Origin of the sequence: Flavobacterium azooxidireducens, assembly GCF_023195775.1 — a bacterium.
Taxonomy (GTDB): Bacteria; Bacteroidota; Bacteroidia; order Flavobacteriales; family Flavobacteriaceae; genus Flavobacterium; species Flavobacterium azooxidireducens.
On the sequence record NZ_CP096205.1, the window covers coordinates 2,789,558 to 2,803,051 of the forward strand.

Sequence of the window (13,494 nt, forward strand, 5' to 3'; positions counted from 1 at the left end):
ACTATGAAAAAGATATTTTATTCCATTTTTATCCTCACTTCAATCTACCTGATTGGGTGTAGCGATGATTATTTAGATATAGATCAAACGGAATCTATTTCAACAGCCGATTTGAGTCTATTTAACAACGATGAAGGAGCAAAAAGTTTTGTGACTTCCATTTATTCCAAGTTTTTAGAATGGAACATGAGTTCATTTTCTTGGAACGGAATTACCAGTATTGCCTCAGATGATGCCGATAAAGGTTCTTCTCCCGGTGATACAGGTACTGATAAAGATTTATTGGATAATTTAACCCATAATTCGTCTAGCGTTTCTGTTGAAGAAGTATTCAGAGCTCAATATGAAGGAATTAACAGATGTAATCAAGCTCTTTTTTACATTCCACAATTAGATCAAGCCAATGAAGGTTTACGAAACCGATTAATGGGTGAAGCTAAATTTTTGAGAGCAGTAATGTATTTTAACTTAGTTAGAATTTATGGAGGTGTTCCATTAATTGATAAAATTCCAAACCCTTCTTCTGAAGAAGACAGAATAATGCAATTAACAAGAAAATCTAAAGAAGAAATTTATGCTTTTATTGAGCAAGATTTAACCGATGCAATAGCAATTTTGCCGGAAAAAAGTTCATATCCAGCAACTGAAATTGCCAGAGCTTCTCGAGGAGCAGCTTTAACTTTATTGGCAAAAGTTTCTCTTTATCAAAGTAAATGGGACAAAGTAATTGAATATACCAACCAATTGTCAGGTTATTCTTTAACTCCGGATTATGCTGAAATTTTCAAAACAACCGGTGAGAACAACCAAGAATCAATTTTTGAGATTCAAGGTTTTGGAGGAAATCCCGCAAAAGGAATTCAAGGCTACTCTGCAACCCAAGGTGCTCGTGGTGCCGGAGGTTGGGGTTGGGGATTCAACACGCCTTCGGAAAGTTTATTAAATGCTTATGAAACCGGAGATACTCGAAGAGATGCTACTATTATTTTTGCCGGAACTGTTTTATATGATGGAAGAGATGTTCCATTAACAGTTGAAAACCCAATGTATAATTTCAAAGCATACTCTTCTATTAACTCAGGCGATTGGGAAACCAATGTTAACATTAGGTATTTAAGATATGCAGAAGTTTTATTAATGAGAGCAGAAGCTTTTAATGAATTGGGAAGTACTGGTGAGGCAATTATCGAATTAAATAAAGTGCGTAACAGAGCTAATTTAGCAGACACACCAGCTGTATCGCCAGCCGATGTTAAACTTGCCATTTGGAAAGAAAGAAGAGTAGAATTAGCGTTTGAACATGACCGTTATTTTGATTTAGTGAGAACAGGTCAAGCACAACAAGCTTTTGCAGCTCATGGAAAAGAATTTGTTGTTGGTAAACATGAAGTTTTCCCTTTACCACAACGTTTTATTAATGAAACAAATGGTTTGTCAATCCAAAATCCAAATTACTAAATAAATAAAACTACTCAGGATAATTGTGTCCTGAGTAGTTATTAATTTTAAAATATAAATTATGAAAAATAAATATAGAATAGTATTCCTATCAACTTTAGCTCTTGGTTTTATGATGATTGGCTGCGAAGAAGATTTAGACAGCAATGAACCAATTCCTTATGAACCCATCGGAGGTTATGAAAACTCAGATGATATTGCACCTGACAATCTAGTTGCAAAAATGAGTTTTGAAGGCAATGTAGATGATTCTAAGAACGGATTAACTGGCGGAACAGCTACAAATGTAACGTTTGAATCAGGTGTAAAAGGAAATGCATATAAAGGTTCTTCAACTGGTTTTGCATCTTATTCAACAGTAAGTAATTCAGTTTCCGGATTAGGCAGCATAACTTCAGCTATGTGGATTAAAACCACACAACATACAGGTGGTGCTCAGTGTTTGTTCATGTTACCAAAAACAACTGATTTTTGGGGTAACATATTTGTTTTAATCGAAGGAACTACAGAGGATAAAATGTTGATCAAAATCCATCTTCAAAAAGATGTTACACCATCAATTCCATGGTCTGGACAATGGATAGAGCATACTGGCGACAACCGACTAGAAGGAATGTATGGAGACTGGAAACATCTAGTTTGGTCATATAATGCAGAAACATCCAAGTATAATATTTATGTTGATGGAACAAAATTGGTCCTCCCAGAAGGTTTATCTAATCGATATACTTCCGACCCAAATGTAGACGGAGTTCCATTAGGAGAACTTTCAAATTCAAATGTACAAGGTTTTGTTCTAGGAGGCTTTCAACAACATTTAGGTGCTCCATGGGGTGCTCCGGATGGTTGGATGTTGCCTTACACAGGAATGATAGACGAGTTTAGAATGTATAACACAGCCCTTTCAGATACAGACATTCGTTCATTGTATCTGTTAGAAAAAGATGGAAGATAATTTATGTTTTATTTAAAAAAAGAAGTCCCGTTAGTTATGAAGTTAGTAATCTATATCAATTTTTATTTAATTTTTTTAGTAACCACTTTGGCTTGTTCAGATAGTGGGACTAATTCAAATTCAAACGGGACTCCTTTACCTACTCAACCTGTTGTTGTTTTAACAGATCAAGAGTTAATGACACAAGTTCAAAAAGACGCTTTTAAGTACTTCTGGGATTTGGCTCACCCAAATTCAAAATTAGCACGTGAACGATATCATATTGATAACCCGGCTTTTGAACAACATATCGTTACCACCGGAGGTTCTGCCTTCGGATTAATGACAATCATTGTGGGTATCGAACGAGGTTTTGTTTCCAGAACAGAAGCAGTTACTCGTTTGCAAACAGCTCTAAACTTTCTCGAAAATGCCGATCGCTTTCATGGTGCTTGGCCACATTGGATGAACGGAAACACAGGAGATGTTATTCCGTTTGGAGCAAATGATAATGGTGGCGATTTAGTAGAAACAGCCTTCTTATGTCAAAGTTTAATAACGCTAAGAGAATATTTTAAAAACGGAAATTCCGCAGAACAAGCCTTAGCTCAAAAAGCAGATGATTTGTGGAAAGGCGTAGAATGGGATTGGTACACCAAAGGCGAAAATGCACTTTATTGGCACTGGTCACCAAGTAATGGTTGGCAAATGAATCATAAAATACAAGGTTACAATGAATGTTTGATTACGTATGTCATGGCTGCAGCTTCTCCAACACATCCAATACAATCTGAAGCCTATCACGAAACTTGGGCTCGCAACGGAAATATTGTTCATGCCGGAAGCCAATACGGAATTCCGGTTATCTTGAATCACGACGGAGCTTCCGGAACAGTTGGCCCAATGTTTTGGGCTCATTACTCTCATTTAGGGTTAGACCCAAGAGGCTTAACTGATCAATACGCAAACTATTGGGATTTGAATAAAAATCATACCCAAATAATTTATCAACACAGTATCGCAAATCCAAATAATTTTAATGGTTATTCCGATAAATGTTGGGGATTAACAGCCAGTTATACGAGAAATGCTGACGGCACAACGGGTTATACCGCTCATCAACCTAATAATGATAAAGGAGTAATAACACCAACTGCTGCGTTGTCTTCATTTCCCTATACACCAGTAGAATCTATGAAATTTTTACGTTATTTGTATGAAGAAAAAAGAAATGTTTATGTAGGTTTAGCCGGACCATACGATGCTTTTTCCCCACATTATAACTGGGTAACACAACGTTATCTTGCTATCGATCAAGGAACAATTGCACCAATGATAGAAAACCACCGTACCGGATTATTGTGGAATTTATTTATGCAAGCACCGGAGGTTCGAACCGGATTGCAAAATTTAGGTTTCACTTCTTCCCAACACGGATTTTAAATTAAATATAATGCTTAAAATGAAATACATAACAATTAGTTTAGTCGTATTGTTTTTTACACAAGGTTTTTCGCAAACTGGTAGTGGCTCATTTTCCACAGCCATTACAAAACAATATAATTACAACTATTTGTTACACAAACCCAAATCAACAACTACTAAAAAACCACTTTTAATTTTCCTGCATGGTTCAGGTGAAAAAGGAAACGATTTAGAAAAAGTAAAATCACACGGCCCTTTTGATTATTTAAAAAGTAATGAATTAGATGCCTATGTGTTAGCTCCTCAATGTCCGCAAGAGGCTTATTGGGAATCAGAATCGTTACACCAACTCATTCAAAAAGTTATAAAAGAAAATAATAATATCGACACCAATCGAATTTATCTCACAGGATTAAGCATGGGAGCTTGGGGAGCTTGGAATTTAGCCTTTGCCCATCCCGAAACTTTTGCTGCTTTAGTCCCAATTTGTGGTTTTGTTGATCGTGTGCCAATGATAGAAAATTGCAAAATTGCCAACATTCCAACCCGAATTTTTCATGGGTTAGTGGATGATGTAGTGGATGTAAATTACTCTATCACCATTTACAAAAAATTAAAAGGCTGTTCAAAAGATTTAGAATTAACAATTTTTGATGACGCCAATCACGACAGTTGGACCAGAGTTTACAATAACGCTGCAATTTATGAATGGATGTTCCAACAGATTAAAAAATAGAAACATGAAATTAATACAATCAATAGTCTTAGCTCTTCTTATATCAACGTCATTATTTGCTCAAAAAGGAAATAAAACCAAAGCTCCTGTTTCTAAATCGGAGTTTATCGAAGATTTACTTTCTAAAATGACTTTAGATGAAAAAATAGGTCAGTTAAACTTACCTACTTCCGGTGATATTACAACCGGTCAAGCCAATAGTTCTAACGTAGCAAAAAATATTGAAGAAGGAAAAGTAGGCGGATTATTTAACATAAAATCAGCATCAAAAATTAGAGAAGTTCAAAAAATTGCTGTAGAAAAAAGCCGACTTAAAATCCCATTGCTTTTTGGAATGGATGTTATTCACGGTTATGAAACCACCTTTCCAATTCCACTCGGATTATCCAGCACATGGAACATGCCTTTAATTGAACGCAGTGCTCAAATTGCTGCCAAAGAAGCCAGTGCAGACGGAATCAACTGGACGTTTTCACCAATGGTGGATATTTCCCGCGATCCTCGTTGGGGAAGAGTTTCCGAAGGTTCCGGTGAAGATGCTTACTTAGGTAGTCAAATTGCCAAAGCGATGGTAAATGGATACCAAGGAAAGGACTTATCTTTAAATAATACAATTTTAGCATGTGTAAAACATTTTGCTTTATACGGTGCTCCCGAAGCCGGCCGTGATTATAACACGGTAGATATGAGTCATATACGAATGTATAACGAATATTTTCCTCCATACAAAGCTGCTGTGGATGCCGGAGTTGGTTCGGTGATGGCTTCGTTCAACGAAATTGACGGAATTCCAGCCACCGGAAGTAAATGGTTAATGACCGATGTACTTCGTAAACAATGGAAATTCAATGGTTTTGTAGTGACAGATTACACCGGAATTCCGGAAATGACCGATCACGGAATGGGCGATTTACAAACCGTTTCTGCTTTAGCATTAAATGCCGGAATTGAAATGGATATGGTAGGTGAAGGATTTTTATCCACACTTAAAAAATCGGTTAATGAAGGAAAAGTAACTGTTCAACAAATTGATAATGCTACTCGTTTAATTCTAAATGCAAAATACGATTTAGGTTTGTTTGAAGATCCGTATCGTTATTGTGATTTAAAACGAAATAAAACAGATATTTTCACACAAGCTCATCGTTCAGAAGCAAGAAAAACAGCCGCAGAATCTTTCGTATTACTAAAAAATGAGAAGGGAATTTTACCTTTAAAAAAATCAGGAACAATCGCTGTAATTGGTCCACTCGGAAATAATTCACTAAATATGCCGGGAACTTGGAGTGTAGCTACCAAACACGAAAGTGCTGTTAGTTTAACCAAAGGAATGCAGGAAATTTTAGGTAAATCAGCTAAAGTAATTTATGCCAAAGGAAGTAATTTGGTCGCTGATGCCGCTTATGAAGAAAGAGCTACCATGTTCGGAAAAACATTAAACCGAGATAACCGAACTAAAGAAGAATTGCTAAACGAAGCGTTGCAAGTTGCTGCTCAAGCCGATGTAATTGTTGCTGCCATTGGCGAATCGTCTGAAATGAGTGGTGAATCAAGTAGCCGCACCGAATTAGGAATTCCCGATGTTCAAAAAGAATTATTAGATGCTCTTTTAAAAACAGGAAAACCGGTTGTTTTGGTTTTATTCACAGGAAGACCTTTGGTTATGGTGGAAGAAAATCAAAAAGTTTCAACCATTTTAAATGTATGGTTTCCAGGAACAGAAGCAGGTTATGCCATCACCGATGTATTGTTTGGTGACGAAAATCCATCCGGAAAATTAACGGCGACTTTCCCTAGAAGTGTCGGACAAATTCCGATTTTTTATAATCATAAAAACACAGGAAGACCTCTAGGAAACAAAGAAGGAAAATTTGAAAAATTTAAAACAACTTACATCGATGAACGCAATGAACCTTTATATCCATTTGGATATGGATTGAGTTACACATCATTTTCCTATTCAAATTTGAAAATTTCTAATTCTAAATTGAATCCCAACGGAAAAATTATTGCTTCTGTTGAAGTGACCAATACCGGAAATTATGACGGAAAAGAAGTCGTTCAACTTTACATTCGCGACCTTGTTGGTTCTGTAACGAGACCGGTAAAAGAATTAAAAGGTTTCCAAAAAATACTTTTGAAAAAAGGAGAGAAGCAAACTGTTTCTTTTGAAATTACCGAAGAAGATTTAAAATTTTATAATTCCGATTTAGAATTTGTTGCCGAACCGGGACAATTTGACGTTTTCATCGGAACAAATTCTGATACTACCGAAAAAGTACAATTTGAGTTAGTTAAATAATTGAGTTTTTGTTTACTTGAAAACCCTTTGAGCTTTTCAAAGGGTTTTTTTTAAATTTTTGAATATGAAAAACCTATATATCATAATATTTTTTTTGATGGGAATAACTTCTGCGTTTTCCCAACAAAAAACCTATTGTAATCCAATCAATATTGATTACGGCTATTGTCCAATTCCAAATTTTGTTACACAAGGAAAACACAGAGCCACTGCCGATCCTGTGATTACTTTTTTCAAAGACAAATACTATCTCTTTTCCACCAATCAATGGGGTTATTGGCACAGCAACGATATGTTGAATTGGGAATTTGTGTCGCGAAAATTTCTTCGTCCCGAACATAAAGTGTACGACGAATTATGTGCTCCTTCTTTGTCATTTGTCAATGATACGTTGTTAGTGATTGGTTCAACACATTCTAAAGAATTTCCGTTATGGATGAGTAAAAATCCGGAAGTAGATGATTGGAAGGAATTGGTTCACAAACATCAAGCCGGAGCTTGGGATCCGCAAATTTTTTGGGATCAGGAAAAAGATGAGGTGTATATGTATTACGGTTCCAGTAATTTATATCCGTTGTATGGTTTGAAATTAAATCGAAAAACATTTCAGCCGGAAGGTGAACCTGTTCCCGTTTTAGCATTAAATGATGATGAACACGGTTGGGAACGATTTGGCGAGAACAACGATAATACCTTTTTACAACCTTTTACCGAAGGTGCATTTATGACCAAACACAACAATAAATACTACTTGCAATACGGAGCTCCCGGAACCGAATTCAGTGGTTATGCTGATGGAGTTTATGTTGGAAATAATCCGTTGGGACCATTTGAATACCAACCCCATAATCCATTTTCCTATAAACCGGGCGGATTTGCAAGAGGAGCAGGGCATGGCGGAACTTATCAAGACAATAACAATCAATATTGGCACGTTTCCACGATTGGAATCTGTGTGAAAAATAACTTCGAACGCCGTATCGGAATTTGGCCATCAGGATTTGATGACGATGGTGTGATGTACAGTAATACTGCATACGGTGATTACCCCACCTTTTTACCATCACAAAAGAAGAATCATCTGACTGAACACTTTTCAGGTTGGATGTTACTGAATTACAACAAACCAGTTCAGGTTTCTTCAACCTTGGGCGGATTTCAAGCTAATTTTGCAGTAAATGAAGACATTAAAACCTATTGGAGTGCAAAAACCGGAAACAAAGGCGAATTTATTATTTCCGATTTAGGCGAAATGAGTACGGTGAATGCCATTCAAATTAATTATGCCGATCAAGATGCAGAATTAATGGGAAAACCTGAAAATACAACGGGTCACAAATACATTTTATATGCTTCAAACGATGGAAAAAATTGGAAAGTGATTGTTGATAAAAGCAAAAGCACCAAAGATGTTCCACATGAATACATTGAATTTCAAACTCCAATAAAAACAAGGTTTTTAAAACTCGAAAATCACGGAATGCCAACAGGAAAATTTGCGTTAAGCGGATTTCGTGCTTTCGGAAAAGGTTCTAGTGAAAAACCTAAAGATGTTCAAAATTTCGTCCCGCTTCGTTCAGCTCCAAAAATTAAAGGTGAACGAAGAAATGTTTGGTTCAAATGGCAACAAGAACCTGCGGCAGATGGTTATGTAATTTATTTTGGAAAATCGCCGGATAAATTATACGGTTCAATCATGGTATATGGAAAAAATGAATATTATTTTAATGGTTTAGATCGTTCAGATGTGTATTATTTTCAAATTGAAGCATTCAATAATAACGGAATCGGACCGAGAAGTGAAATCAAAAAATCTGAATAATACATTGTTCAATTTTACGCAAACGTTGTATTTTTTATAAAAATGCGATTATGAAAACGTTTTCGTTGATAACTATTTTGTCTCATTGATAAATAGATTTTGACATAAATGTATATTTAAGGATTATTTCATATAAAAATTATCAGTCTTTTATCAAATGGGTGTTTTTTTTATGATTTATATAAATAGAAATTTTAAAATAACCTCATAACTAACCTTTTAACTAAACAAATAATGAGTCAAGAACAACAAACCAAGTGGGGACAATTCATTCCGTTAGTAACCGTATTCTTCTTTTGGGGATTCGTGGCGGCAAGTAACGACATCTTAATTCCCGTTTTCAAAAAAGCATTTGATTTAACGCAAGGACAAAGCCAATTGGTCTCAGTGGCTTTTTATGTTGCTTATACCGTTGGATCATTAATCTACATGGGAATTTCCTATTTAACCAAACGAGATATTATTAACCGAATTGGTTATAAAAACGCTTTGGCTTTAGGATTAACCATTTCTGCTCTAGGAACATTATTGTTTTATCCGGCTGCAAATAATGGTTCATTTCCATTAATGCTTTCGGGTTTATTTATTGTAGGGCTTGGGTTTTCATTACAACAAACAGTTGCTAATCCATTAGCAATTTCGTTAGGGCCAATTTCTACAGGTTCACAACGTTTAACGATGGCAGGAGGAATCAATAACTTCGGGACAACGATTGGACCACTAATTGTGAGTTTTGCCATTTTTGGTTCGGCAGCTTCAGCTAATACAGATGTGAGTATTGAAAGTGTTAAAATTCCCTATTTAATTTTAGGGGCTGCGTTTATTTTAGTGGCTGTTTTACTTAAATTTTCATCTATTCCAGATAGAGTAGAAGAAGTAATTGAAATTGAAGATGTAACTCGTCCATCCAAAAAATCGGCTTTACAATATCCACAATTAATTTTGGGTATGATAGCCATTTTTGTTTATGTTGGCGTAGAAGTTTCAACGGCTAGTAATTTACCTGATTTCATGGAAAGCAAACTTGGTTTTGCTACAAAAGATATTGCTCCTTATGTTTCTCTTTATTGGGCATCGTTAATGATTGGTCGATGGACTGGTGCTGTTGAAGCATTTAGCGTTACCGCAAGCACACAAAAAATATTGAAATTCTTAGCTCCTTATATCGCTTTTGGTGTTTTCTTGGTTGTAAATGCCATTGCGAAAAGTGATTTGACTCCTTTTTACGTATATGCATTAGTAATTGTTGTTTTAATTGCTGCCGATATTGCAAGTAAAGGAAATCCTGCTCGAATGTTATTGATTTTCTCTACGTTAGGAATTACAGCCTTACTTGTTGGAATGTCTACAACAGGAATGCTAAGTGTATACGCTTTTACCAGCGTTGGTTTATTCTGTAGTACGTTGTGGCCATGTATTTTTACATTAGCGATTAGTGGATTAGGAAAAAATACTAATCAAGGAAGTAATTTCTTAATTATGATGATTATGGGTGGAGGAATCGTGAGCTGGTTGCAAGGAGTTGTTGCCGACAAAACTGATATTCAATTTAGTTATATTGTTGGAGTAGCATGTTTTGTTTATTTAGCTTTTTATGCATGGAAAGTGAGCGGAATCTTAAGAAACCAAGGCATTGATTTTGATAAAAAAGTGTCCGGTGGACATTAATTTATATTGTTTTAAAGTTAAAAACCCAACAAGCGATTGTTGGGTTTTTGTTTAATAATAACATAAGCTCAAGATTCACACCCAAACCCGATCAGATTATTTACATAGATAGATATAACGAAAGAATGTAAAAGTTATCAATTAATCTAAAACCTTCAATAATTCTAAACCAATCATAATTCCATCATTTAACAAAGTAGTTCCGTTGTATGATCGAATATAATCTAATCGTAGCAATTTAAATTTTCCAAAACCTAATTTATCTAAACCAATACTAAATTCTTGATAAGGCTTTTTATCCGGTGTTGCTAATTGATGATAACCTATAATCATGCTAGATTTCAGTTTGTTGAGCAATGGAATTTTATTCATAATAAAACCATCAAAATTATGCTCAATGTGCATTTCCGTGTAACTATCATTTGTGCTGTGAGAATAGTATGGAAGTAAATTAAACATATCTAAATACCGATTATTTGGACTGATGATAATTTGATTTCCATTGAAATGCTTGTAGTCAACAAATGATATTTCATCTGCATTAAAGAATTTCCCACCTTTTAAATTAAGGGCAAATTTTCCTTTATTTCCAAGTGTTTGTTCATAAAATACTCGGGCAGCAACAAGGTCATAATTATATTTTGATTCACTTGCGGCAAAACCTTTTTCATAGCCTAAATATAAGGTAGGGTACTTTTCATTCGGAATGATGAATTTTCCATCAGGTCTGGAAAAGTATTTTTGTCCAAAATTGATACGAGCATTTACATTTGCTTTCACTAAATTATTTCGTTCAAAACCAGGATTTAAATAATCATCTTCATCTAACGGATTATTCGACATAAAGTCAATTTTATTTTTAATAATCACATAATCGGTGTTATTAAAAAGCGGACTTCTTTCTGCATATTCCAATGAACCCTGCATGTGAAGTCCATTTATAACTTCTTGACTATAGGTAACACTTGCAAAGTTTTTTTCATACACTTTCATGTGGTTTTCTTTTAAAAATAAAGAAACTACCGTGTTTGCAAGCTTGCCTATGGGTTCGTTTTGATTAAATTGTGTGACTTCGCTACCACCTTTAATACTCAAAAAACTATTTGTTTTGGCATTAAGTCGTGACATAAAATAACCTGTTGCACGAAAACGTTCTTCGGCAAAACCGTAATTAAATTTTGTTCCAAAAGTGGTGTATTTTCGATCGTCTTCGCTTCGTTTGGTATACGACAATGTGGTAGATAAATTCCAACCTTGAACCGTATTGTATAAAGGAAGTTTAAACAATCCCGCATAATTTAAACGCCAATTTTTTTCTGAATTTTGATAAGAATAACCAGTGATAATTTTCTGAATTTTAAATTTATTATTCAAACGATCAATCGAATCTAAATAGGGTTTAGATTTTCGAACCAACTGAATACTGTCTTTTCTGATGTAATCATCACTTTCTTCTTCGGTTAACGGAACGGGTCGCATTTGGCTCCAATACGCATCATCTTTTTTATTGGCATTGTCTTCAAAACTCAAAATTTCTCTTGAAAAAGTTTTGTTGTCAAAAGAATCTTTAAAGTCATAATTGCTGTAAACATGCGTAAACTTTCCTGTAAATTTGATTCCGAAAGCACCGGCTTCAAATTCTAAACTTTGCGAATTTTTTGCCCAAAGTTGATTATTGTCATTAAAACTGAAATTCTGTTTCAACTTCATCACATCTAAAAATTCTTGCTTCATTCGATAGCCTTTAATGTCTAAATCAATACCGTAAATCGCCCAACTGTCTTCTAAAATATAAATATAACCTTCAAAAACAGGCTCTGCATCTCGTCTCGGAGTTACTTTTATTTTATTGATTAAGTTGTTTCGTTCATCATAAAAAACACCATCCAAAGTATATTTGTAATAGCTAAAAGCATTTTCAGAAAGCGGAGAAACCATGCTGATATTTACTTCAATCGTATTGTCATAAAAATCATACATCGTTGCTCTGGCCGTGTTATAGCTAAAACCATTGTCTCTACCACTAATTTTAGAAGCGATAATTTTTTCATTCAAATTATCAGGTTTTTCAAAGATGATTTTTGAAACAGTTTCCGATAAATATAAAATTCCGGTTCCGGTAGAATCTAATGCACCATCAAAATCACCTAATTCTTGACCTAAAATTTTCTTAGGAGCATTCTTCAATCTGAAAATTCCCCGTGAATAAAAATCAGCTGTAAATCGAGCTGTTTTCATTGAGTTTTTTTTCTTATTAGCAATCGCATTTCGAATGATGGCGTTGGCCGGATTATCTTTTGAACTCAGAACAACTTCGTTCAAATTATAATTTTCTTCAATCAATTTAACATCAAAAGTATAGGGAAATTTGTTTATGTTTAAGATGTGTTTTTGCGTTTTATACCCTAAATATTGATAAACAACAGCTACTTTTTCCTGATTTTGAACACTAAGTTCATAAAAGCCATTTTCGTTTGAAGTTGTTCCTATATAGGTGTTTTCAATGTAAATATTTACAAAAGGCAAAGGATTTCCTGATTCATCAGTTATTTTTCCTTTGATTTGACCGAATGAAATTAATGATACTAAATTAAGTATAAGAACGATTTTATATTTCATGTATTGGTTTTACGAGACGAGTTAGTAGTATAAAGTTGAAATTGAATTTTTATTTTAATAGTGATAAAAGTGCCAATTCATAACTTTTCATTCCAAAGCCAACAATTATTCCGGCAGCATTGGGCGAAATATACGAATGATGTCTAAATTCTTCACGAGCAAATGTGTTGGAAATATGTACTTCAATCACTGGGGTTTGAATGGCTTTTACAGCATCTCCAATTCCAACAGAAGTATGTGTATAAGCCGCAGCATTTAAAATAATTCCATCAAATGAAAATCCGGTTTCTTGAATTTTATCAATTAATTCCCCTTCAATATTGCTTTGGTAATAAAACAATTCCAAATTAGGATATTTCTCTTGAAGCGATTTAAAAAAATCTTCAAACGATTGATTACCATAAATGTCCGGTTCTCTTTTTCCTAAAAGATTTAAGTTTGGACCATTAATTATTATAATTTTCATAGTTAACCGATTTTGAGTAAAAATATCAAAAAAATCATACTTTCAAATCTTATATTTAAAAACA

9 protein-coding genes are annotated in these 13,494 nt (G+C 34.5%); 7 read left to right on the forward strand and 2 right to left on the reverse strand.

The window, feature by feature from the left end; translation table 11 throughout:
- The first annotated feature begins 3 nt into the window (after nt 1–3).
- From M0M57_RS12090 to M0M57_RS12120, 7 genes are all read left to right on the forward strand, one after another.
- The gene (locus M0M57_RS12090) at nt 4–1,458 is read left to right on the forward strand and encodes a RagB/SusD family nutrient uptake outer membrane protein (protein ID WP_248433285.1); all 1,455 of its coding nucleotides are present in this window, start codon (nt 4–6) and stop codon (nt 1,456–1,458) included.
- Between the two features lie 61 nt (nt 1,459–1,519).
- Nucleotides 1,520–2,413, forward strand: a complete 894-nt coding sequence (locus tag M0M57_RS12095) for a LamG domain-containing protein (protein WP_248433286.1) — start codon at nt 1,520–1,522, stop codon at nt 2,411–2,413.
- A gap of 36 nt (nt 2,414–2,449) precedes the next feature.
- The gene (locus M0M57_RS12100; RefSeq protein WP_248433287.1) at nt 2,450–3,835 is read left to right on the forward strand and encodes a glucoamylase family protein; all 1,386 of its coding nucleotides are present in this window, start codon (nt 2,450–2,452) and stop codon (nt 3,833–3,835) included.
- A gap of 19 nt (nt 3,836–3,854) precedes the next feature.
- Nucleotides 3,855–4,553, forward strand: coding sequence for a carboxylesterase family protein (locus tag M0M57_RS12105; RefSeq protein ID WP_248433288.1), 699 nt, complete (start codon nt 3,855–3,857; stop codon nt 4,551–4,553).
- 4 nt (nt 4,554–4,557) lie between these two features.
- Nucleotides 4,558–6,855: a beta-glucosidase BglX gene (gene bglX / locus M0M57_RS12110; RefSeq protein ID WP_248433289.1), complete on the forward strand. Its 2,298-nt coding sequence runs from the start codon at nt 4,558–4,560 to the stop codon at nt 6,853–6,855.
- A 64-nt stretch (nt 6,856–6,919) separates the two neighbouring features.
- Nucleotides 6,920–8,677 carry a family 43 glycosylhydrolase gene (locus tag M0M57_RS12115; RefSeq protein ID WP_248433290.1) on the forward strand — a complete coding sequence of 586 codons (1,758 nt, stop codon included), beginning with the start codon at nt 6,920–6,922 and terminating at the stop codon, nt 8,675–8,677.
- A 234-nt stretch (nt 8,678–8,911) separates the two neighbouring features.
- The gene (locus M0M57_RS12120) at nt 8,912–10,345 is read left to right on the forward strand and encodes an MFS transporter (RefSeq protein WP_248433291.1); all 1,434 of its coding nucleotides are present in this window, start codon (nt 8,912–8,914) and stop codon (nt 10,343–10,345) included.
- 141 nt (nt 10,346–10,486) lie between these two features.
- On the opposite strand, the gene M0M57_RS12125 is transcribed toward M0M57_RS12120, so the two are convergent.
- Nucleotides 10,487–12,964, reverse strand: a complete 2,478-nt coding sequence (locus M0M57_RS12125) for a DUF5686 and carboxypeptidase regulatory-like domain-containing protein (protein ID WP_248433292.1) — start codon at nt 12,962–12,964, stop codon at nt 10,487–10,489.
- A gap of 49 nt (nt 12,965–13,013) precedes the next feature.
- The gene (gene aroQ, locus M0M57_RS12130; RefSeq protein WP_248433293.1) at nt 13,014–13,430 is read right to left on the reverse strand and encodes a type II 3-dehydroquinate dehydratase; all 417 of its coding nucleotides are present in this window, start codon (nt 13,428–13,430) and stop codon (nt 13,014–13,016) included.
- Nucleotides 13,431–13,494 lie beyond the last annotated feature (64 nt).